General features: G+C 58.8%; 15 protein-coding genes. 5 read left to right on the forward strand and 10 right to left on the reverse strand.

Translation table 11 applies throughout. The annotated features are described in order from the left end of the window. Positions 1 to 9: 9 nt before the first annotated feature. From sufD to IOD40_RS07875, 4 genes are all read right to left on the reverse strand, one after another. On the reverse strand, positions 10 to 1,278 hold the full coding sequence (sufD, locus tag IOD40_RS07860) for a Fe-S cluster assembly protein SufD (RefSeq protein WP_198475989.1): 1,269 nt from the start codon (positions 1,276 to 1,278) through the stop codon (positions 10 to 12). An 11-nt stretch (positions 1,279 to 1,289) separates the two neighbouring features. Beyond that, positions 1,290 to 2,045: a Fe-S cluster assembly ATPase SufC gene (gene sufC / locus IOD40_RS07865; RefSeq protein WP_198475990.1), complete on the reverse strand. Its 756-nt coding sequence runs from the start codon at positions 2,043 to 2,045 to the stop codon at positions 1,290 to 1,292. Between the two features lie 41 nt (positions 2,046 to 2,086). Beyond that, on the reverse strand, positions 2,087 to 3,592 hold the full coding sequence (gene sufB, locus IOD40_RS07870) for a Fe-S cluster assembly protein SufB (protein WP_198475991.1): 1,506 nt from the start codon (positions 3,590 to 3,592) through the stop codon (positions 2,087 to 2,089). Positions 3,593 to 3,768: 176 nt separating this feature from the next. After that, positions 3,769 to 4,923, reverse strand: coding sequence for a cysteine desulfurase family protein (locus IOD40_RS07875; protein ID WP_198475992.1), 1,155 nt, complete (start codon positions 4,921 to 4,923; stop codon positions 3,769 to 3,771). Positions 4,924 to 5,150: 227 nt separating this feature from the next. Here IOD40_RS07875 and IOD40_RS07880 point away from each other — a divergent pair, with 227 nt between their 5' ends. Beyond that, a complete protein-coding gene (locus tag IOD40_RS07880) occupies positions 5,151 to 5,825 on the forward strand; it encodes an alpha/beta hydrolase (protein ID WP_198475993.1) in 675 nt (224 codons plus the stop codon). On the opposite strand, the gene IOD40_RS07885 is transcribed toward IOD40_RS07880, so the two are convergent. Then, on the reverse strand, positions 5,822 to 6,931 hold the full coding sequence (locus IOD40_RS07885; protein WP_198475994.1) for an anhydro-N-acetylmuramic acid kinase: 1,110 nt from the start codon (positions 6,929 to 6,931) through the stop codon (positions 5,822 to 5,824). The genes IOD40_RS07880 and IOD40_RS07885 overlap by 4 nt on opposite strands. Before the next feature lie 74 nt (positions 6,932 to 7,005). Here IOD40_RS07885 and tyrS point away from each other — a divergent pair, with 74 nt between their 5' ends. Next, on the forward strand, positions 7,006 to 8,259 hold the full coding sequence (tyrS, locus tag IOD40_RS07890) for a tyrosine--tRNA ligase (RefSeq protein ID WP_198475995.1): 1,254 nt from the start codon (positions 7,006 to 7,008) through the stop codon (positions 8,257 to 8,259). Between the two features lie 52 nt (positions 8,260 to 8,311). Here tyrS and IOD40_RS20310 read toward each other — a convergent pair whose 3' ends face one another. Continuing rightward, entirely contained in the window at positions 8,312 to 11,659 is a 3,348-nt protein-coding gene (locus IOD40_RS20310; RefSeq protein WP_198475996.1) for a YhdP family protein, read from the reverse strand. Between the two features lie 91 nt (positions 11,660 to 11,750). Between IOD40_RS20310 and IOD40_RS07900 the strand changes: the two genes are divergently transcribed. Then, complete coding sequence (locus IOD40_RS07900; RefSeq protein ID WP_198475997.1) at positions 11,751 to 12,218, forward strand: peroxiredoxin; 468 nt, start codon at positions 11,751 to 11,753, stop codon at positions 12,216 to 12,218. 99 nt (positions 12,219 to 12,317) lie between these two features. Then, complete coding sequence (locus IOD40_RS07905) at positions 12,318 to 13,556, forward strand: M23 family metallopeptidase (RefSeq protein WP_198475998.1); 1,239 nt, start codon at positions 12,318 to 12,320, stop codon at positions 13,554 to 13,556. Positions 13,557 to 13,623: 67 nt separating this feature from the next. Here IOD40_RS07905 and prfB read toward each other — a convergent pair. From prfB to IOD40_RS07920, 3 genes are all read right to left on the reverse strand, one after another. Beyond that, a protein-coding gene (gene prfB / locus IOD40_RS07910; RefSeq protein WP_198475999.1) for a peptide chain release factor 2 occupies positions 13,624 to 14,755 on the reverse strand; the annotation gives its coding sequence in 2 pieces (ribosomal slippage) (positions 13,624 to 14,685 and positions 14,687 to 14,755; 1,131 coding nt in all). A gap of 95 nt (positions 14,756 to 14,850) precedes the next feature. After that, positions 14,851 to 17,316, reverse strand: a complete 2,466-nt coding sequence (locus tag IOD40_RS07915) for a penicillin-binding protein 1A (protein ID WP_198476000.1) — start codon at positions 17,314 to 17,316, stop codon at positions 14,851 to 14,853. A 243-nt stretch (positions 17,317 to 17,559) separates the two neighbouring features. Further along, positions 17,560 to 18,783 (reverse strand): N-acetylmuramoyl-L-alanine amidase, encoded by a 1,224-nt coding sequence (locus IOD40_RS07920; protein ID WP_198476001.1) that lies wholly within the window; start codon positions 18,781 to 18,783, stop codon positions 17,560 to 17,562. 614 nt (positions 18,784 to 19,397) lie between these two features. Here IOD40_RS07920 and IOD40_RS07925 point away from each other — a divergent pair. Next, positions 19,398 to 22,562: an Rne/Rng family ribonuclease gene (locus IOD40_RS07925; RefSeq protein WP_198476002.1), complete on the forward strand. Its 3,165-nt coding sequence runs from the start codon at positions 19,398 to 19,400 to the stop codon at positions 22,560 to 22,562. Positions 22,563 to 22,637: 75 nt separating this feature from the next. Here the strand turns inward: IOD40_RS07925 and IOD40_RS07930 are convergent, their stop codons facing one another. Then, positions 22,638 to 23,783: a pyridoxal phosphate-dependent aminotransferase gene (locus tag IOD40_RS07930; RefSeq protein ID WP_198476003.1), complete on the reverse strand. Its 1,146-nt coding sequence runs from the start codon at positions 23,781 to 23,783 to the stop codon at positions 22,638 to 22,640. Positions 23,784 to 23,855: the final 72 nt, after the last annotated feature.

Here is a 23,855-nt window from a genome sequence, read left to right on the forward strand (position 1 = left end):
CTCCGGTCGTTATGCGTGCCGGACGAACCAGTCGTCCAACATTTCTTCGAGCCGGGCGACCAGCTCTTCATTTTCCAACTCTTCGACCACTTCGGCGAGGAACGCCTTGATCAGCAGTGACCGAGCGATTTTCTCTTCGACGCCACGGGCCATCAAATAGAACAGATGATCCGGATGAATTTCGGTCACCGTGGCACCATGGCCGCAGGCGACGTCATCAGCGAAGATTTCCAGCTCCGGCTTGGTCGAAATTTCCGCCTCATCGGAGAGAAGCAGCGTGTTGCAAGCCATCTTGGCATCGGTCTTCTGCGCCGGACGTGCGACACGGATCTGACCCTGAAAAACGGCGTGAGCCCTATCGGTGACCACGTTCCGCACCAGCTCGGTCGAGGTGGTGTGCGGCGCGAGGTGACCAAGGTTCATCGTCACGTCACAGTGGGTCTCACCGCCGAGCAGGTTGATGCCACGCAGACGGAAGTCAGCGTGATCACCTTCCACATCGACGAAGATTTCCTGTCGCACGAGTTTACCGCCGACGTTCATGACGAACAGGCTCAGCTTTGCATCCTTAGCGAGCTTTGCCTTGAACTGTCCGAAATGCGTCGCAGTCTCGGCCTGATCCTGAACGATCACCCACAGGATGTCTGCGCCTTCGCCCAGCTCCAGCGTCGAGACCGAGCTGACGAAGGCCGCACCGTCGCCCGACTGCCGTTCGACAATCGTTGCGCTTGAACGTGCACCAGCCTTCAAGCTGAAACGCGCATGGACCTGCCCGCCGGCCTGAATGTTCTGCAATTCGATCGGGTTGGAGACCGTCGCACCCTCGGCAACTGAAAGCACGTAACCATCAGCAACGAAAGCGGAGTTGATCGCGCCAATCGCATCGTCAGCGGCATCCGGCGCGAGATTTACGCGCGCGTCGCCTGCCTGCAGCAGGTCTGCAAGCCGGTCGACGGTGACGCCGTCGAGTGCAGGCCTTGCCGTATCTGCAACCCCATCAAGCACTGCCAGAACCGTCGAGCCCGACAGCACCGTCGAGAGCTTCTGGGGAGCTGCACCAGCTTCAAATGATGGCACCTGCGTCAGCAGACGGCGCAGATCGGTGTAGTGCCAGCTTTCGACGCGGCGCGTCGGAAGCCCGGCCTTGATCTGCTCAATTGCGTTGTCGCGGCTATGAGCCACGTTCGGGTCGCCGGGGAAGGTAGAAAACCGCTCGGCGAATGTGTCAACGAGGGCCTTTTCGGCCGTTGTCAACGTTGGGTTTGCGTGGACGTTCATATCGACCACCTTCAAGCTGCTTCGTCGATGATGCCGGCGTAACCGTTCTGCTCCAGTTCCATCGCCAGGCTCTTGTCACCCGACTTGATGATCTGGCCGCGATAGAGAACGTGGACGGTGTCCGGAACGATGTGATCCAGGAGGCGCTGATAGTGAGTGATCACCAGAAACGCGCGATCCGGCGAACGCAGTGCATTGACGCCATCCGACACGATCTTCAGCGCATCGATGTCGAGGCCGGAGTCTGTCTCATCGAGAACGCAGAGCTTCGGCTGGAGAAGCTTCATCTGCAGGATCTCTGCGCGCTTCTTCTCACCACCGGAGAAGCCAACGTTCAGCGGACGCTTCAGCATGTCCATATTGATATTGAGCGCGCCGGCAGCTTCCTTCACCCGCTTCAAGAGCTCCGGGATCTTCAGCTCTTCCTCACCACGCGCCTTGCGCTGCGAGTTCATCGCTACCTTGAGGAACTCCATGGTCGCAACGCCCGGGATTTCCATCGGATACTGGAAAGCGAGGAACACGCCGGATGCTGCGCGCTCGGCTGGGTCCATCTCCAGGATCGACTCGCCATTGTAGAGGATGTCGCCTTCGGTCACTTCGTAGTCCGGACGCCCGGCGAGAATGTAGGACAGGGTCGACTTGCCGGAACCGTTAGGTCCCATGATCGCTGCAACTTCGCCCGCCTGAACGGTCAGGTTCAGGCCGCGAATGATCTCGGTGCCGTCTTCGGCGATGCGGGCGTGCAGGTTCTTAATCTCGAGCATATTGTTCTTCCTGAATATCGTATGGCGGTTCGGGCGAAAGATCAGCCAACCGAGCCTTCAAGTGAGATGTTGATCAGCTTCTGCGCTTCGACGGCAAATTCCATCGGCAGTTCCTGAATGACTTCCTTGACGAAGCCGTTGACGATCAGCGCGATGGCTTCCTCTTCCGGCACGCCACGCTGCATCACGTAGAACAGCTGGTCCTCGGAAATCTTGGAGGTTGTCGCCTCGTGCTCGACCTTGGCCGTCGAGTTCTTCGCCTCGATGTACGGAACGGTATGCGCACCGCAGCGATCGCCGATCAAAAGCGAGTCGCAATTGGTGAAATTGCGCGCGTTCTCGGCCTTGCGGTGCATCGACACCTGCCCGCGGTAGGTGTTCTGCGAATTGCCGGCAGAGATACCCTTCGAGATGATGCGGCTGCGCGTGTTCTTGCCCAGATGGATCATCTTGGTGCCGGAATCGATCTGCTGGTGGCCATTCGACACCGCGATCGAATAGAACTCGCCCTGGGAGCCATCGCCGCGAAGGATGCAGGACGGATATTTCCAGGTGATTGCCGAGCCGGTTTCGACCTGCGTCCACGAGATCTTCGAGTTCTTGCCACGGCAATCGCCGCGCTTCGTCACGAAGTTGTAGATGCCGCCCTTGCCCTGGGCGTCGCCGGGGTACCAGTTCTGTACGGTCGAGTATTTGATCTCGGCATCATCAAGCGCAACAAGCTCAACGACGGCCGCGTGCAGCTGGTTCTCGTCGCGCTGTGGCGCAGTGCAGCCTTCCAGGTAAGACACGTACCCGCCGTCTTCGACGATGATCAGCGTGCGCTCGAACTGGCCCGTGTTCTTCTCATTGATACGGAAATAGGTCGACAGTTCCATTGGGCAGCGGACGCCCTTTGGCACGTAGACGAACGAGCCGTCCGTAAAGACCGCCGAGTTTAGCGTGGCGTAGTAATTGTCGGTCGCCGGGACCACCGAGCCAAGATACTTCTTCACAAGCTCCGGATGCTCGCGAATGGCTTCCGAGATCGAGCAGAAAATCACGCCGGCCTTCGCCAGCTCTTCCTTGAAAGTCGTGACGACGGATACCGAGTCGAACACGGCATCAACAGCGACGCGGCCGGATGCGTAAACGTTGTCGCTAACCTCGTCCGGGTCCTTCTGCACGCCGGCAAGGATCTCCTGCTCGCGCAGCGGAATGCCAAGCTTCTCGTAGACGCGCAGCAGTTCCGGGTCCACTTCGTCCAGCGACTTGGGACCGGTCTGGTTCTTCGGAGCTGCATAATAATGCAAGTCCTGGAAATCGATCTTCGGGTAGTCGACACGAGCCCAGGTCGGCTCGACCATCGTCAACCAACGACGATAGGCTTCCAGACGCCACTCCAGCATCCACTGGGGCTCGTCCTTCTTGTTCGAGATGAAGCGGATGATGTCTTCGTTAAGGCCCTTCGGAGCCTTGTCGACTTCGATCTCGGTCTCGAATCCGTACTTGTACTGGTCCACATCAATCATACGGACCGTGTCGATAGTCTCCTGCACAGCAGGCATCGGCGCTCTCCATCCTCGCCGGGTTCAAGGTCCGGCAGTTGTCGATATCGCATGGCGGCGCATTCTCGGCGCGGCATGCGGCTTATGTAATGCATGCGACTCAGATTTGCACCGGTAAGGGATGCATATCTGCCCCGCATGGGCTCTTGGGTTTCCCCGTCGAGCCGATTTCCTCCTCAGGCAGCGCTGACGCGCCTGCTGACGAATTCGCGCAACGCAATCGCGAAGCGATCTATATCTTCGTCAGCTGTCTGGTGACCTACGGAAACCCGGAGACCACTGATTGATTCGCCAAAGCCCATCGCCTTGAGAACTCGACTGGCACCTACCTTGCCCGACGAACAGGCCGATCCCGCGGAGATCGAAACCCCTGCAAGGTCGAATGCGATGAGCGCCGTCTCGGCTTTGACGCCTGGAATGGCGAAAAAGACCGTGTTGGGAAGACGTGCTTCCCCCTCACCGAAGATAATCGCGTCGGGAACAGCTTCGCGAATGATCTTTTCGATACGGTCGCGACGCTGCTTCAACTCCCCCGATCGCGACAGATTGAGCAATGCTTCGCGTGCCGCCGCTCCAAAGCCGGCAAGCGCGGCGTAATTTTCCGTTCCGGCGCGATGACCTTTCTCCTGGCCGCCGCCCACTGAGATCGGCGAAGGCATGAGAACATCGCTGGTTCCCACCAGAGCGCCAGCCCCCTTCGGCCCGCCAATCTTGTGAGCCGCGAGAATCAGAAAGTCTGCCTTCAACGCCGCAATATCGAGCGACACACGCCCCCCGGCCTGAACCGAATCGAGAACAAAAAGTCCGCCAGCCGCATGGACAATCGCAGCTATCTCGGCGGCGGGTTGGATGACGCCACTTTCATTGTTGGCAAGATGAACCGCGACCAGCGGCAATCCTACCGTCATGTCATGTGCATCAAGCGCAGACTTCAGCGCCTCAAGGTCCAGGATGCCGCTGCCCGTAACCGGGAGCTGCTGCACCTGATCCAGAGAAAATCTTCCGCCCCCGACCACGATCGAATGATCCGTCTCGGCAACGTAGAGCCTTGAGTAGATGAGCGGCGACCTGCCCATTTTCCAGTTGGGCGTCAGGACAAGGGTGATCGCTTCACTGGCACCAGATGTAAAAACAACGTGCTCGGGCTTGGCGTTGCAAAGCGCAGCAACATCGCGACGCGCGGCCTCGACGAGGCGACGCGCCTCCCGGCCCTCATGATGAACCGAAGAGGGATTCGCCGTAAGGTCGAGAGCCGCAATCATCGCCTCACGCGCCGCTGGAAGCAGTGGCGCACTTGCGTTATGATCAAGGTAGACGCGGCTGTTCGCCATGTTGCAACTTCGCCCTTTCCCTGCACCAGCGTCAGTGCAGCGTTTTTCCTTGAAATTCAGGGCTCAGACGTCCTATCTACACCCGAGCTGCCAGAGGGACCCGCCCTCTAGTTTTGAACAGTTCTAAAGTGTTTTAAGGTCGCGACTGCCCGCCGTCAAGGGCGAGAGGCGGCGCGTCCAGTACATATGCCGATTGGCATCCCTGTATCGCGCAAAGTGGAGTCAGTATGCCCGAAGTGATTTTCGCAGGTCCGGCAGGCCGTCTTGAAGGACGATACCAGCCTTCCAAGGAGAAGAACGCGCCCATCGCGATTGTGCTGCATCCTCATCCACAGTTTGGTGGAACGATGAACAACAAGATCGTCTACGATCTGTTCTACATGTTCCAGAAGCGTGGGTTCACAACTCTTCGCTTCAACTTCCGCTCTATTGGCCGCAGCCAGGGTGAATTCGATCACGGAACGGGTGAGCTGTCGGACGCCGCAGCAGCGCTTGACTGGGTGCAGTCCCTGCACCCGGACTCCAAGAACTGCTGGGTTGCCGGTTACTCGTTTGGAGCCTGGATCGGCATGCAGTTGTTGATGCGCCGTCCCGAAATAGAGGGCTTCATCTCGGTTGCACCACAGCCGAATATCTACGACTTCTCGTTCCTCGCGCCCTGCCCTTCGTCTGGCTTGATCATCCATGGCGATGCAGACAAGGTTGCGCCGCCGAAGGATGTTCAGGTGCTTGTGGACAAGCTTCACACGCAGAAGGGCATTACCATCACCCAGAAGATCCTGCCGGGCGCAAATCACTTTTTCTCGGACGACACAGATCTGCTCATCGATGAATGCGCGGATTACCTCGACCGCCGTCTTGCCGGTGAACTGGCAGAGCCGAAGCCGAAGCGCCTCCGCTAAGGTTCGATCAGAACTCCCCCGACGACCGGCTCGCGGCAGCCGGTCGTCGTCGGGAAGGTTAGAGGCAACTGCCTCAACGACCTGATGGCGAAGTACGCCCACGCCTCCGCTTCCATCGCATCACCATCAAAGCCGACCTCTTCAGCGAGCAGAACCCTGGCGCTCTGTACTCCCAATCGCATGTCGGCTACGATGTGGGGGTTCTTTCGACCGCCGCCACACAGCACCCAAAGCTTCGGCACCTCCGGAAAATGATCTACCGAGCGCAATATTGCAGCGGCCGTGACCGCCGCAAGCGTGCGAGCGCCGTCGGACAATTCCAGTCCGGCAGTATGATCAAGCGTGAAATCGTTTCGATCGAGGGACTTGGGGGCTGGCCGCTCAAAAAACGCGCTCCCGAGGTAGCGGCCGACGATTTCACCGATCACTTCGCCCTCGCGAGCAATCATGCCATCCGCGTCATATGGGACCCCGCCCTGAGCGAACACCCACTGATCAATCAGAGTGTTGCCCGGACCACTGTCGAACGCCACCGGGTCACCTTCGCGCGGCACATAAGTGACGTTAGAGATGCCGCCTATATTGACGAAGCACACGGGAAAATCGCTCGTTTCCGACGGAAGCGATCTGGCGAGAGCGGCGTGATATGCAGGCACAAGCGGAGCGCCCTGCCCGCCATGTGCCATGTCGTTGGCACGCATGTCATAGACAACCGGGATGCCGGTTGCAGTTGCCAGCGCCGCTCCGTCCCCCAGTTGGACAGTGTAGCCCTCGTCAGGCCGATGGAGGACAGTCTGGCCGTGAAAGCCGACAATATCGGGTGTCAGGAGCGGATGTTCCTTTAGAAATGCCTGAACTGCACCAGCGTGCCGACGCGTAATTTCGCGCTCAAGTTCACCAAGATCACCAGGGCGATCCGCTCGCGCCTTGATGGCCTTCGCGTCGGTAAGGGCAGCCCCAATGCGCTGACGAAAGTCGGCTTCATAAGGCACGAAGCCACTTGGTCCCCGCCTTACAATTTGCTCTCCATCGGATATTACCGCGGCGATATCGATGCCATCCATCGAGGTCCCGCTCATGAGTCCGAGAGCGCATTTCAGCGTCATGGCTGCATTTCCTTGTGATTCTTGCCTCGAGGATGCTAAAGCCACCCGCAGACTTCCGCACGAAAGAACCGACTATGTCTGCCTTCAAATCAGAGTTCCTGCGCACGCTTTCCGAGCGCGGCTTCATCCATCAGATTTCGGATGAGACCGGCCTCGACGATCTGTTCGCCAGAGAGATCGTGACGGCCTATATCGGTTTCGATCCGACCGCACCTAGCCTTCACGCCGGCGGCCTCATCCAGATCATGATGTTGCACTGGATGCAGAAAACCGGCCACCGCCCGATCGCCCTCATGGGCGGCGGAACCGGCATGGTCGGCGACCCTTCATTCAAGGACGAAGCGCGTCAGCTGATGACGCTCGACACGATCGCGTCCAATATCGCTTCGATCAAGAAGGTGTTCTCGAATTACCTGACTTTCGGCGATGGCCCGCAAGATGCGATCATGGTCGACAATGGCGACTGGCTACGCGAAATCAATTACCTTGAATTCCTGCGCGACGTTGGCCGTCACTTCTCGGTCAACCGCATGCTGTCGTTCGACTCGGTGAAGCTGCGCCTTGATCGCCAGCAGTCGCTGTCGTTCCTCGAATTCAACTACATGATCCTGCAGGCCTACGACTTCGTCGAGCTTAACAAGCGCCACGACGTGCGCATGCAGATGGGCGGCTCGGATCAGTGGGGCAACATCATCAACGGTATCGAGCTTGGCCACCGCATGGGTACGCCGCAGCTCTACGCGCTGACCTCGCCGCTGCTGACCACCGCGTCGGGCGCCAAAATGGGCAAGTCACTGTCGGGCGCCGTCTGGCTCAACCCCGACATGCTGTCGGCCTATGACTTCTGGCAGTACTGGCGCAACACTGAAGACGCAGACGTCGAGCGATTCCTGAAGCTCTACACCACGATGCCGCTCGACGCGATCGCGCGTCTCGCGGCACTCGGGGGATCAGAAATCAACGAGGCGAAAAAGATCCTCGCGACGGAAGTGACCGCGATGCTCCACGGTCGCGAGAATGCGGAGCAGGCAGCGGAAACGGCACGCAAGACCTTCGAAGAAGGCGCGCTTTCAGAAAGCTTGCCCACGGTTGAGATCCCGGCATCCGAAATTGAAGCTGGAATTGGTGTGCTCGCACTTTTCGTCAAAGCAGGCCTGGCGAGCACGAATGGCGAAGCACGACGCCATGTTCAGGGCGGAGCTGTGCGCATCAACGACCAGCCTGTCTCAGATGAGCGCAGGACGATTGGCAGCGCCGAAGTCTCGCCCGAGGGCGTCATCAAGCTCTCGCTTGGCAAGAAGAAGCACGTGCTGGTGCGTCCAGCCTGACTGGAAAGATCCAAAAGTTTGGGCCGCTTCTGCGGCCCATTCTTTTTGAGCCTTACCTGAACTCGAAGACTGATCTGAAAATTCCCGGTGCCACCACGGAAAGGGGATTGATCGCTAGCTGCGGATTATCCTTCGCACCCAACAGCCGAAAGGTGATGCCGATAAGACCGCGGTCTCGACCGTTCCCGAGGATCTGACCAATCAGCGGTATCTCGCCGAAGATCCGGTTGAGGCCATAGGCTGGCATGAAGGTACCCGTTAGTGCGACATTTCCCTGAGCATCTGACAGCATGCCTTGAAAGCTCATGCCGATCAGGGGGCCCCGCAGGATACCTCCCTCAAGGCTGATGCCGTTGTCGCCTTTCACGATTCGGGAGTATCCACGCTCGAACTCCACACTTTGCGTATCGATTTCACGTCTCACAGCCTGGCTTAGTGAGCGGTTGTCGCCTGGCGGCGTGCTGGATACCAGAGAGGAAAGCCGCGGCTCATTGACGATCCAGAAATTGCGCGCGTCAATGCTGCCGGATAGTGCACCTCCACGAGGCCCGGAAAGGGCGAGAGAAATCTCCCCGCCCCGCATGTATTCATAGAAGTTCAGGAAGCGTAACACTGCACCGGCATCCGTGGACGTCATGTCGATCCGTCGGCTGCCACCTTGGTCTGTATCCACAAATGCAACGGGACGTCCGCTCGCAGTAATAGCGGAAAACTCCACCCGATCTGCTCGCGAGCCATTTCCGGAGTAGCTTAAGCGCACGTTGCGCAGCTCTTCTGAATGGAAACCGGTCATCTGATCGAGTTGCAAGTCGAGGCTAAGGGCAGGTGCTGCTTCCTTTGCAGCATTGCCGCCGCCCATCGCCGTGTAAATCTTGATTATCGAGCGAGCATCCGCCCTCTTGCCGCGGATGCTGACATTGTAGCCATTCCCCTTGGCCGTAACATTCACCGAGAAATCATCGCTACGGTTAAGCCGGACGGAGCTCAAGCGCGCGCTTTGCAGAGCGCCATTTGACAGGGTGAGAGAGCCGCTTGCGCCGAAGCTATCGCCTTGCAGCTTGAAGTCTGTGAGGGACAGCTTCCCGCCCTCGGAGTTCATCTTGAAGCTGGCTGAGCCGGGAACGCCCGCCCCCTTGCTCCACCCTACCCAGGGCAAACTCAGCGCCGACCGGTCCAGCGAAACGTTCAGTTCGCGTCCGTCGCTCGCCGCGGCATCGAACTTAACGCCAACCGATCCGCTCAAGATCTGACGGAGTCCCGGCGCCAGGCGACGTAGCGCGTCATCATCAAGCTGTAGCTCGACGAGGCGGCGGCGCTTGGATTTATCGGTACCGAGCGGCTCGAGAAGGTCGATCGACGCGGGTGCGCCATTCAACTGGGCCTTGGCCTTTATCTGCGCAGAGCCGGGATCAACCACCATACTCCCGCTGGCATTCGTGATCTTCTGACCGTCAAATTCGCGGCTCAGTGACACGCCTTCGTAATCGAGTGACACCTGCCAGCCGAGCGTCTCGACCGGAATTCCCCGATGGAGAGGAATATCTGCGGTGACTGAACCGATGACGTTCCCGGAAAATTCCTCAGGCTTAAAGTCGATATAGCGCCCAACATTGATTGGATCATAGCCAGCGAGTTCCAAGACCGCGTCAGCCTCGCCGGAGATGCCAATCTTCAGCTTTCCAATTGTCGGACGGATATGGGCGTTGTCGATGGTCAACGTGCCGCTCTGGCCTGTCACGGTCCTGCCGGTCGGCATGTAGGCGGTGCCGCTCTCCAAAGAGATATCGACGTCTGTTCCCCTAAAGCTGACCTGGCCGATGGCGTCGCGTACCGGAGGCAGGCGTCCCGCGACATCAAACCGGGTGTTGCGAATGCTGAAGGAGCCGAAAACCTCATCAGCGCCTAAAGGTACGCCATTGCCGAGGCGCCCGGGCGGAACGTTGAGCTCGACCTGACCGGCTTCGACCACCCCGCCAAAAACATTATTCAGCACCCATGTCCGAGCGGGCGTAGCAGCGAACCACGGCCAGAGCTGTTTGGAGTAGCTGACCGGCATCTCCTGAACACCGATCCGGAACTGGACCCCCGGGCTTTTTCCAGGTTGAAACCGCATCGAAGCCCGTCCCGCGAGTTCTCCGATCGGCGCCCGCCCGACGATCTCCTCGACATCAATCTGTTGGAAGTCACGATCCATCCGCCCGGAAATTCGCGCAAGTATCGGCGCTGCCGCTTCCGGGGAATCGGCAGGTGCCGACTCGGAACCATCGCTTACGAGCTCAAAGCGGTAGCCGCGGTTCGCGCTGTCCGCCGGTTCCGGGCCCAATGCTCCATGGAAATCCCAGCTATAGCGGCCATCTTCGACTAAAACCCGGTTCAACTCGAGCTTGCCGGTACCGGCTGCAGCTGTCGCATCAACCGAAATGTCGGTGACGAGCTCATGTCGCCCAACCGAAAAGTTCAGTCCCGCAACCTGGGCCGAAACTGTAATACTCTCGGCTTCGAGCAGTTGCGACCCGCCGAGTGTCACGTTGGCCGACGCGAACTTTCCGGCCCACCCCGCCAACTCGGCATTGTCAGGCACTTCGGGAATATCGACCGCCAGCGAAACTCCACGAAGACGCTTTGATGACGGGTCGATGGTTACGCTGCCTTCAACCGCCGCCAAACGTCGGCCAACCGAGAATTCGCCTGATAAGGAAAGCCGCCCCCGCCTGTTGCGCTCTATATCAGCTGACGAGATCTGAACCCGACCGTTGTCTGTGGCTCCAGCCGGGTCAATGGCTACATTCCTAAGCGATATCCGCTCCATGTCGCGAAGGTCGAACACGTCCAGAAGCTGATGCACCGAACTGAACACAGCGTTGATCACCACATCTGGATCAACGAGCCCGTCCTCATCAAAGAGATCAAGTTGCGCCCCGGCGTCCGCCTGCGGCAAGGCTGCCAGATCGATTGTCGCGTCGGCAACGCGAACGCTTTTTACGCGTATGTCCCCCCTCGCAAGCGGGAGCGCTCTGAGTCCAAGATCCAGCCTTGCGACCTGCAAGGCGTGGTCGATGCGCAGGTCTTGCGCGCGAAGCACTATGGTTCCCGCGCCGTTGATCGACACACTCGTCGCTCCGATGGTCGCCGGGTATTGGTCACCAGCGAGGCGCTGCAATGAACGCTGAACTTCATCGCGAAGGCGCAGGTCTCCCACACCACCCACAATAGCCGCGATACTAACGCAGGCGAGCAGGGTCAAACCAGCTATGGTGAAGAGCGCGAATCTGTAGAGGCTGCGTAACCGCGAGCGCTTGCGCGGGTGCACTCCAGCAACCGCGGAAGGCAACTCGTCCAGTCGCATTGCATCGCTGCGTCGAAAACGGATTTTCTCGTGGGGCAGGATCTCGCTATGCACGCCGCGATGGTCCGTTCCTTCGGTTGGACGAATCTGTGTGGCTCACTATAACTGCCGAGCGCTAGAGCGGAACCTTTATTGGAGCACGAACATGGACCAGATCAAAATTGGACAGGAAGCGCCAGATTTCGATCTGCCCGGCAGCGGTGCGGAGCGTATATCGCTATCGGCCTTTCGCGGCAGTAATGTGGTGCTGTTCTTCTACCCGAAAGATGACACGGCCGGCTGCACCGCGGAGGCTCTCGATTTCACTGCGCTCAAGGCAGACTTCGCCGAGCTTGACACGATTCTGATTGGCATTTCTCCGGATAGCGTTGTGAAGCACGACAAATTTCGTACCAAGCATGCGCTCGACGTGATCCTCGCTTCTGACGAGGATCTTTCCGTTCTCAACGCCTATGGGGTGTGGAAGGAAAAGAGCATGTATGGCCGAAAATATATGGGCGTAGAGCGTACGACGCTTCTCATCGACAGAGAGGGAAAGATCTCTCAGGTCTGGCCGAAGGTGAAGGTACGCGGTCACGCCGAGCAGGTGCTGGAAGCGGTGCGCGCGCTCTAACTGTTAATCCGGCATCGCTAAATGCCGCCGCGCTCAAGCTTTGTTAACCCTAATTATGTGTAATCACCCTCGCAATCTTCCTGCGATCGGGTGTGTACAGTGGCAAGGAATCGGCAGGCTTCCGTCTTCGGCAGGCGTAAGGAACCGCATACGATAATTATCGCGCGCGGCGACGAAATCCGGCATTTCATCGTTCGGCCATGGCTCGCTGCATTCTGCGGGACATTGGTTGTCGTGGCTGCGATCGGCTATCTGCTCGGAACCACGTATCTGGTGTTGCGCGACGACATCATAGGCGCTGCGGCAGCGCGTCAGGCCCGCATTCAACAAGCCTATGAAGATCGCATCTCAATGCTTCGCGGCCAAGTTGACCGCATCACAAGCCGTCAACTTCTGGACCAGCAATTGGTGGTGAACAAGGTTTCTCAGCTGCTTGCGCGCCAGAACCAGCTGTCAGAGCGGCACGGCCAGATCACGCCGATCCTGGAGCGCGCACGAGAAGTTGGTGCAGCTCAGGATAGCGCGCCTGTGCCCAGCAAACGTCCCGAACTACGCGCGGCGCGATCCGAACCGGTATTTGCGGCTGCACCCGCGCTGTCCTGGCCAGGCGAGACAGTTGCGCAAACCGAAACCGAAGCAGACGGTGCCGACCGGCTGTTCGTCTCCATCAATCGCTCGCTTCGTGCAATCGAGGAGGAGCAGCTCGAAGGCCTCGACAAGCTTGCAGAGACCGCGTTCCAGACCGCCGATCAAATCGCTGAGGCGCTTGCAAGTGCAGGCTTGAGCGCTGACATTACCAAGGACGAGACAGCAAGCGGTGGACCGCTTATGCCGTTGGACGGCAGCACGCTGTTCGACACGCGGGTACGCGAACTGGACGAAGCGCTGGCAAAACTTGAAAGCGCGAAAGCAGTTGCATTGCAGCTGCCGATCCACAACCCGGCTCCCGGGAAAGCTGTCACGAGCAGCTTCGGGGTGCGGCGCGATCCGTTTGTCCGCCGTCAGGCGATGCATACAGGCATCGACTTTCGGACACCCACGGGCACGCCTATCCACAGCACCGGCGCTGGCAAGGTCGTCAAGGCAGGCTGGAACGGGGGATATGGGCGCATGGTCGAGATCGAACACGGCCACGGCCTGTCGACCCGCTACGCACATCTGAGCCGGATCGATGTATCAGTCGGCCAAAAAGTCAGCACCGGAGACTTGGTTGGCAAAGCAGGCTCAACCGGGAGATCTACCGGTCCGCACCTGCACTACGAGATTCGGCGAAACGGAACCGCGATCGATCCAGTTCGCTTCCTTAAGGCTGGCCGAAAGATCCAAAATCTTCTCTAAATCTTGCTAACAACAAAAAAGGCAGCGGTCATCCCACTGCCTTTTGTTGATAGAGACCTGAAAAAGATCAGGCCAGATCTTCGATCACCTGCCCCGCGCCGCCCTCGATGCGGTTGGACAGCGCTGCCTCCATGAACTCGTCGAGTTCGCCGTCGAGAACGTCGGACGGGCTTGTGCTCTCGACTCCCGTCCGCAAATCCTTGACCAGCTGATAGGGCTGCAGCACGTATGACCGGATCTGGTGTCCCCAGCCAATATCAGTCTTCGAAGCTTCCGATGCGTTTGCTACCGCTTCTCGCTTCTTCAGCTCGTCCTCGTAGAGGCGTGAACGCAGCATCTCCCACGCCTTGGCGCGGTTCTTGTGCTGCGAGCGCTCTGCCTGACACGCGACCACGATGCCGGTCGCGATGTGAGTGATGCGCACGGCGGAGTCCGTCGTGTTGACGTGCTGACCGCCGGCACCGGATGCACGATAGGTGTCGATACGAACATCCGATTCCGATACCGCGACTTCGATCGAGTCATCGATGACCGGATACACCCAGATGCTGGCAAATGAGGTGTGGCGACGAGCGTTGGAGTCGTACGGCGAGATGCGTACAAGGCGATGCACCCCAGACTCGGTCTTCATCCAACCATAAGCGTTCGCACCCTTGACGTGGATGGTCGCCGATTTGATGCCAGCCTCTTCGCCGTCGTGGACTTCAAGCACCTCGACCTTGAAGCCCCGGCGTTCAGCCCAGCGCGTATACATGCGCAGCAGCATCGACGCCCAATCCTGGCTTTCCGTGCCGCCTGCGCCTGCGTGAACTTCCAGATAGGTGTCGTTGCCGTCAGCCTCACCGGACAGAAGCGTCTCGATCTGACGTGCCTTCACCTCACCCCGCAGGGCGCGGATTGCGTCCTCCGCGTCGGTGATGATCGACTGGTCGTCCTCTTCCTCACCCATCTGGATGAGTTCGATGTTGTCGTGGAGGGCCTGCGTGATCGTCTTTACGGCATTGATGCCGTCATCAAGCGACTGTCGCTCACGCATCATCTTCTGCGCTTCCTGCGGATCATCCCAGAGAGACGAATCCTCGGCACGCATATTCAGGTAATCAAGCCGTTTTAGTGCCTGATCCCAGTCAAAGATGCCTCCTCAGCAGGGTTATCGCCTGCTTGATTTCGTCGACAATATTCTCGATTTCCGCGCGCATGAAGCGGTAATTCCCTTCGAATTTGCTGAATCGGCGCGGAACATAGGTGCCTGTTCCGCGGGTGTAAAGGTGTGATGGCCAGGGCGTATTGGCCCTTAGTAGAGGCCCCCACCGCCCTGCAGGATCGCCTCGCTGGCGCCCGGCGACAGTTCCTTGGCCCGTTCAGCCGCCTGGAAATCATCCATACCGATGACCCAATAGCTGTCAGCTGGGCCAGTACCAGGCTTGAATGCCTCGACGATCGAGCCTTCACCGTCCGAGCGCATTCCGGTTTTGCGGTCGACCGAAATCATCGTCATGCCGTCTGGGACGCGGAAGTTGACGGGGCGCTTGTCCTTGAGAACTTCGGCCATCAGCTCCTTGAAGATCGGCACCGCCAAGCCGCTACCGGTCGACCCCTTGCCCATCGGGCGCGGGCGGTCGTAACCGAGATAGAGGCCCACAACGAGGTCTGGCGTATAGCCGATGAACCAGGCGTCACGTTCGTCGTTCGTCGTTCCCGTCTTGCCGGCAATCGGATGACCGAGTTCGGCAAGCGATGTTGCGGTACCGCGTCTCACCACGCCTTCCATCATCGACGTGATCTGATACGCGGTCATCGGGTCAAGGATCTGCTCCGCATTGTCTACCAGCTCAGGCTCTGGAAGAGACACGCTCCACTCCGGAGCGTTACATCCCTCGCAGCCTCGCTGGTCATGGCGGAAGACTGTCTTGCCGTAACGGTCCTGGATGCGGTCGACCAGCGATGGCTGAATATACTTGCCGCCATTCGCCATGATGGCAAAGGCAGAGACCATTCGCATAACGGTGGTTTCACCAGAGCCAAGCGACATTGCCAACACGGGCAGCATCTTGTCGTAGACCCCGAACCGTTCGGCATATTCCGCGACGAGGTTCATACCCATGTCGTTGGCAAGACGCACAGTCATGAGGTTACGCGACCGTTCAATACCGGCGCGCAGTGTCGATGGACCAGCAGAACCACCGCCGTAGTTCTTGGGCTCCCAGACCTGGTTACCAACGCGGATGGAAATGGGTGCGTCCATGACGACGGATGCCGGCGTATAGCCATTGTCGAGCGCAGCCGCATAAAGAATCGGCTTGAAGGCCGAGCCTGGCTGGCGCATCGCCTGGGTGGCACGGTTGAATTCGGACTGCGAGAAAGAGAAGCCGCCAACCATCGCAAGAACACGGCCCGTATGCGGGTCCATGGCGACCAGACCACCGGCGACCTCCGGGACCTGTCGAAGCCGGTAGCCGTCCCCCTCGCCCTTCGTCTCGACGTAGACAACATCGCCGGGCTGGACGACTTCCGCAGGCGAATTCACCTTCACCATGCGTCCATCACGAGCAAGACGCATTGCCCAGTTCATATCACCGGCCGCGACGGTTGCGGTCTCGCGCTCCGCAACAAGTTCGCCTGATGCCTGGCGAGCGGGCTGTAGACCCACTTTCAGCCCATCTCGAGAAGCTTCAAGAACGACAGCGAGCTTCCATTCGGGAACATCGGACAGACGCGAAACCTTGCTGAGCTCAACACCCCAATCGCTGCCCAGCTCGATCTGAGAAACTGGCCCACGATAACCGCGAAGCGTGTCGTACTTGATCAGCCCGTTCTGCATCGCCTTGCGTGCCTGGCGCTGCATGACCGGATCAATGGTCGTGCGGACTGAAAGGCCACCTTCGTAAAGTGCGTTCTCGCCATAGCGCGCGATGATCTGACGGCGCACTTCTTCAGTGAAATATTCACCGGCGAACAGGTAGTTTCCACCACGTCGCGGGTTGACACCAAGCGGAAGCGCCTTCTGCCTCTCACCTTCTTCGACATCTACGTAGCCATTGGCCACCATCTGATCGATGACCCAGTTGCGGCGCTCGAGCGCTCGCTCTGTGTGTCGGTAAGGATGATAGTTGGTCGGCCCCTTCGGCAGCGCGGCAAGATATGCGGCCTCAGCAACGGTGAGTTCGTTGACCGATTTATCGAAGTAGACGAGAGCCGCCGCAGCGACGCCATAAGCGCCATAACCAGGGATGACGAAGCCCAGATAAATCTCGTTCAGGTAAAGCTCGAGGATCCGGTCTTTCGAATAGGCCTGCTCGATACGGAACGACAAAATCATCTCGCGGACCTTTCGGTCATACGAGACGCTGGAATCGAGAAGGAAGTTCTTCGCTACCTGCTGGGTGATTGTCGAAGCGCCCACCGGGCGGCGTCCACTACCGAAATTCTGGACGTTGGTAACGACGGCCCGCATCAACCCCATCACGTCGATGCCGGGATGGGTATAAAAATTCTTGTCTTCAGCTGAAAGGAAAGCTGCTTTGACGCGGTCCGGGATCGCTTGGATCGGCAAGAACAGGCGTTGCTCGCGAGCGAACTCGCCCATCAGATCGCCGTCGGCTGCATGAACGCGGGTGGTAACCGGCGGTTCGTAGCGCGCAAGCACTTCGTAATCGGGCAAATCCTTGGTGACAGTGGTCAGGTAGATCGCAATGGCTGCAGCTACAGCGAGCGCCAGCGCGACACCTACACCAAAGAAATATCCAATAAGCCTAATCATACCCGCTCCACCTGGAGGACCAATTGGGCCCTCGCATCATGACCAGAACCAACGGCTCGGATCATGCGTCGCTTAAAAGACCCCTGATGCTCCGCCCTTGTGGGCAAAATGCGGCGATAGAAAAGGCCTGTTTTGCGATTCCCGTAATAGATAGCACCGTGTTGTTCCGCTGCAACACACTCTAAAGCGGCATCCCCTGCGAAGAAATCGCCCGGAAAGCCAGGAATCGCTGGGGCAAATGGCTCAGCCGCCAGCACCTTGTCGAGCCTGAGCAAAATACCCGATCGCCGCCGCGATACCGCTCGCTGCTTTTGCGCGCCACTCAGGATCCCTCATCAACGCCTCGTCTTGCGCATTGGAGAGATAACCCAGCTCCAGAAGGACAGACGGAACATCCGGCGCGCGAAGGACCCGGAAGCCGGCGAAGCGATGTGGATTGGTCTGGATCATCGAGATCGCCGACGAAAGCTCTTCAACAAGCGAACGAGCAAAGCGGATCGAAAAGCCCTGCGTCTCGCGCCGGATCAGATCAGCCAGGATGTCAGCTACCTCCTGATGCTCTTCCTCAACGACCACCCCTGCAATTTCGTCTGCGAGGTTTTCGCGGATAGCCTTGGCCGCTGCCTCCGGGTCGGAGGCCTTGTCGGAAACGGTGTAGACCGTCGCACCGCGCACAGATTTCTGACGAATGGAATCTGCGTGGATCGAAATGAAGAGATCAGCCTCGTGCTGACGTGCAATCTTCACCCGTTCATCGAGCCGCAAAAAGAGGTCGCGGTCTCTGGTGAGAAACACATCGAGACCACCAACTTCTCCCAGCTTCTTTTTAAGCTCCAGCGAGAAGGCGAGCGTGATGGTCTTTTCAACCGTTCCGCTAACGCCAGCGGCACCCGTATCAATGCCGCCATGCCCTGGATCTATCACAACGCGGAATGGCCGGGTCTGCCGTTCCACCTGCTTATGCAAGCGATCGCTTTTGGCAGCGACGGTGGCACCGGTGATTTCGATCTGCTCCGCCATTGCTGACTGAAAGGCCTCTTCGGAGGCTGCTCCAATGTCAGCGACCATTCGGAAGCCCGGCTCGGTCTCATTCTTGAGGATTTCGAACTTTTCGACCGCGAACGGACCATCGAAGGACAGGATCAGCCGCGAGTGCCCCGGACCTGCATTGCCGTAAAACACCGCAGTTACCATGCTGCGCGGCGAAAGATCTTCGCCCTCAAACCGGAATTCCGCTTCCGGCATCTCGATCGCCAGCCTGTGCGGGTCGCGCAAAAGGAACCAGCGAAGATCTGGCTCCTTGTCAAAATGCACAACCAACCGCATGCGCGCGGCATCTCCAGCCATCTTGTAGCTGTGCGCAACCAGCGCATCGGATGCTGCGGCAGCCTGAGCAAGACCGATTACTGCCACGATGGCCGCAATCAGCCGCATGAGCACGCGAGAGATGGAGACAGCCTGCGGCATGGCACCCTGTACGATATTAAGCGGAACGCCCGAGTTAATGAGTGGTAATGGCCTATGGTTAAGCAAAACTTTAAGCACCATATGACCTGCGTCCCCAACTTTCCGTCGGCATGCCGCTGCCGAATGTGGGTTGCCATGATCTTCAGCAAATCATAAAAGCAAGATCGGATCACCGCAATGTCGTGATCGTTCGAGCCTGCCGCGTATCATTGCTTTGGCAGCAACGGTGCCCCCGCGGAGAAAGGCACGGCGAAACAGACATGGTGTTTCCAAGGAATTTTCTTGCAGGCGGCACCCGCGAGTTCGGGTCCCCTGGCGTGAGGAAAGACGGCCGGGAGCATCCCAGCCGGCTCTGTACGAGCAAAAATCGGCGGGTCCGTTTGAAAACGGACCTTAGTTTAAAAATGGTATCGCATGTAGCGCAATGAACGTTAGCCAGACCCTGCCCCGGACCGAAGGAAACCGCGCCGTAATGGCCGCGGTCGGTATGGCAGGTCGGCTTCTGCGAATGCGTGCGACCCCTCAATATTCCGGCGTGCAGGCAAGAACAGCGCATTCATTCCGCGCGATCCTGCGGTTGCGTCCGTCTGCCCTCGCCGGGGAGACAAATCATAATGCCCAACAAAATGCTCATCGATGCCTCCCACCCGGAGGAGACGCGGGTAGTCGTTGTTCGCGGTAACCGCATCGAAGAATTTGACTTCGAGTCTGAGAATAAAAAGCAGCTTAAGGGTAACATCTACCTCGCCCGTGTAACCCGGGTCGAACCGTCACTTCAGGCCGCCTTCGTGGAATATGGAGGCAATCGGCACGGCTTCCTCGCATTCTCAGAAATCCACCCGGACTATTACCAGATCCCCGTTGCTGATCGGCAGGCACTGCTGCGCGCAGAGGCGGAAGACGCTGAAGCCGATGAAGATGAAGATGACGGCGAGGAGCGCAACGGTCGCCATCGCCGCCGTCGGCGTGGCCGCAGCCGCGATCGCAATGGTGAAACTGCTCACCCTGATGGCGAAAGCGAGAACGTTTCTGACGACGATGGCGCTCACGACGAAACCGCTGCCAGCGAAGATGCCGGCAGCGATGACGCGGACAGCAATGACGCAGGCGTAACGGTCATTGCAGAGACGGCGGAAGCCGATGTCATCTCGGAAGCTGCACCCGAAACAATTGAAACCGAAGCCGCTCAGGCCGACGAAGATCCAAGCGTCGATACTTCGCCAGTAGAATCGGAAGCTGCCTCTGATGAGCCTGCTGCGTCTGACGACGAGCAGCAGCAGGATGACGAGTCGGGTGATGACAGCCACGACGACGACAGCCACGACAATGGCGATGGCGCCGATGAAGTCGTTTCGGTAGGTGCGGAAGACGCTTTCGAGGAAGTGCACGAAGAGCGCCGCCGCCCGTCGCGCCGCCAGTACAAGATCCAGGAAGTCATCAAGCGCCGCCAGATCCTTTTGGTCCAGGTCGTCAAGGAAGAGCGCGGCAACAAGGGCGCGGCTCTGACGACCTACCTGTCGCTAGCCGGCCGCTATTCCGTCTTGATGCCGAACACGGCTCGCGGTGGCGGAATTTCCCGCAAGATCACGAATGCCCAGGATCGCAAGCGCCTCAAGGATATCGTCAAGGAGCTTGAAGTCCCGCAGGGCATGGGCGTGATCCTGCGTACCGCTGGCGAAAGCCGCACCAAGACCGAGATCAAGCGCGACTACGAATATCTGATGCGCCTGTGGGACAACGTCCGTGAACTGACATTGAAGTCCACCGCGCCTGCCCTCGTCTATGAAGAGGGCTCGCTCATCAAGCGGTCGGTTCGCGACCTGTATAACAAGGACATCAACGAGATCCTGGTTGCTGGCGAAGCGGGCTACCGCGAGGCGAAGGATTTCATGCGCATGTTGATGCCGAGCCACGCAAAGGTGGTGCAGCCATATCGGGACACCTTACCAATCTTTGCTCGCAACGGCATCGAGGCACAGCTGGACAAGATGGTTCAGCCGCAGGTGACCCTGAAGTCCGGCGGCTACATCATCCTTAACCAGACCGAAGCCCTCGTGGCGATCGACGTTAACTCCGGTCGGTCGACGAAGGAACACTCGATCGAAGACACCGCGCTTCAGACCAATCTGGAAGCAGCGGAAGAAGTCGCGCGCCAACTGCGCCTTCGCGACCTTGCCGGCCTCATCGTCATTGACTTCATCGACATGGAGGAGAGCCGCAACAATCGTGCGGTCGAGAAGCGCCTCAAGGAATGCCTGAAGAACGACCGTGCCCGCATTCAGGTCGGTCGCATCTCGCATTTCGGCCTGCTGGAAATGTCGCGCCAGCGCATTCGCGCTTCGGTCCTTGAGTCGACGATGCAGATCTGCCCGCATTGCGGCGGTGCGGGCCATGTCCGTTCGGAATCTTCGGTCGGCCTCATGGTTATCCGGGCAATCGAGGACTTCCTGCTGAAGGATTCGCGCTGCCACATCACCGTTCGCACGCCAACCGCGACGGCCCTCTACATCCTGAATCACAAGCGTTCGACGATTACAGATCTCGAGAACCGCTTCGGCCTCTCGATCACGATCGAAGCGGATGAATCAGTTCGCTCGCAGCACTATGCGATCATGAAGGGCGCTGCCGCCGAACGCCCCGAGGGCTTCGTCCCGATCATGCCGGCCCTCAACTATGAGGAATACCCGGAAGACGACATCATCGATTTCGAAATCGAGGAAGAGGACGAGGAAGAAACCACCACTGAGGTTGCTGCCGCTCCGGCGCAGGAAGAGAATGGTGGTCAGCAAAAGCGCAAGCGTCGCCGCCGCCGTCGCGGTGGTCGCGATCGTGAAAACGGTGATTCGCCAAGATCCGGCGCATCGGACGCGTCTGATGACAGCAATGATGATGCTGCCTCCGATGAGGCTTCGGCTGATGGCGAAGGGGAAGCCGCTGCGGCCTCCGAAAATGGTGCAGAAGACGGATCCGAGCCAAAGAAGCGCCGTCGTGGCAAGCGTGGCGGACGCCGCAATCGCCGCGAAGACGAAGAAGCCGCTGCAGCCTCGACCGAGGATGAAGCAGCCGAGGCAGGAGAAGCGACTGCTGAAACTTCGGCCAGCGAAGACGACGCTCAGGTTGCTGACAAAGTCGTCCAGCTGGAAGAACCCTCGGCTCCAGCCTTCGAGGTGGAGACACCCGTTAACGCCACTGATGCCCCGGTAGTGGACGCAGACGTCGCAGCTATGGAAACTGTCGAAGGTGCGACCGAAGAGACGGCACCCGAGGCGGCATCTTCCGAGGAGACTGCTCCTGTAGCGGAAGAAGCACCAAAGAAGCGGACGACGCGACGCCGGACCAAGAAGGTTGAGCCCGCCGCAGCTGAGGTAAGCGAGGCCGTTGCGGACCTTGCTGCCCCCGCCGAACCTTCCGAAGTGGTTGCTGAAAAGCCGAAGCCGCGCCGGACCACGCGCCGCAAGAAGGTCACCGAAGAGGCAGCTGCAGATGCGCCCGAGGCTGTTGTTGCAGAAGAAGCTGTGGCTGCAGTTCCGACGGAAGCGGTGAGCGCTATTGTTGAGGCAGAGCCGGTCGCTGAAACACCTAAGGGTGAGGTAGAACCGTCACCGGCTACCGAGACTGAGGTCGAAGCTGCTGCAGCTGCAGACGCGACGGCGGAACCAGCAGCAGATCAGCCTGCAGCGGCACCAATCGCATCTGAACCCGTGGTTACGTCATCGGCACCCGAGGGCGAAGAGACACAACCTCGCAAGGGTTGGTGGCAACGCCGCGGCTTCTTCTAAAAGCTTGATGTCATGAATAAAGAAACCGGCGCATGCGCCGGTTTCTTCGTTTCATAAGCCACCTGAAAGCGGCTACTAGAGCCAGCGCGTCAGACGTTTGATCGCCTCTGCAACGTCCTCACCGCTTCCGGCATAGGAAAAGCGCAGGTAGCGGTTCCCTTCATTAATATCGAAGTCGATGCCCGGTGTTGCTGCGACATGCGCCTCGGCAAGCAGCCTCTTTGCGAAGTCCATGCTGTCATTTGTGTGACGCGAGACATCGCAATAAGCGTAGAACGCCCCGTCCATTGGCGCCGCCAGCGGCAAGCCAAGCCTTGGAAGAGCTTCGGCCAGCAGTTTGCGGTTTTCGATGTAGCGCTGTCGGACGATGTCGAGTTCCGCGCTCCCTCCGAATGCCTTTACCGCGCCGATTTGAGACATTTCAGGCGCAGAAATGTAAAGGCTCTGCGCGATCCGCTCCACGGGACGCACCAGTTCCTCCGGCAGTATCATCCAGCCGATCCGCCAGCCGGTCATGCAATAATATTTGGAAAATGAGTTGATGACCGTCACGTCGTCACCGTACGCAAGCGCGCTGACATCGCCGCCTGTGTAGGACAGGCGGTGGTAAATCTCGTCTGAGATCACCGAAATTCCCATGTCGCGCGCAGCCTCAACGAGTTGCTTCAGCGCTTCTGCTGGGATCAGCGCGCCCGTCGGATTGCCCGGGCTGGCGAATAGTACGCCCTTCAATGGCTTTTCACGATGAGCCCGCTCCAGCATCTCTGCCGTGAGGTACCCCTCCTCAGTGAGACGAATTTCGACGACCTCAAGCCCAAGCGCGGCAAGGATGTTTCGATACGCAGGATAACCAGGCGTCGTGATCGCGACGCGATCGCCAGGATCGAACATCGCCAGGAAGGCCAAATTGAAGCCCGCTGACGATCCGGTCGTGACCGCAACCCGGGCAGCAGGCACATCCAATCCGTAGGCATCAGCGTAGTGACGCGAGATTGCCTGGCGCAACTCCATCAGACCGAGAGAATCGGTATAACCTATCTTGCCATTGCGTACTGCAAGCGCCGCAGCTTCACGCACTGCGAGAGGTGCAGGATCAGAAGGCTGACCAACCGCCAGCGAGACCACTGAATGACCTTCCGCACGAAGGCGGTTGGCCTCAGCGAGAATGTCCATTGCGTGAAACGGCTCAACCGCGCCGCGTCTGGAGATAGCGACCGCCATGTATAACCTCGGTAACCAGATGGGAATGGTCGCACAAATGCCTGAAAGATGTGGACTTCACAAGTTCATGAA

The sequence above is a fragment of the Aquamicrobium zhengzhouense genome, from assembly GCF_016124105.1.
In the GTDB taxonomy this organism is placed as follows: Bacteria; Pseudomonadota; Alphaproteobacteria; order Rhizobiales; family Rhizobiaceae; genus Aerobium; species Aerobium zhengzhouense.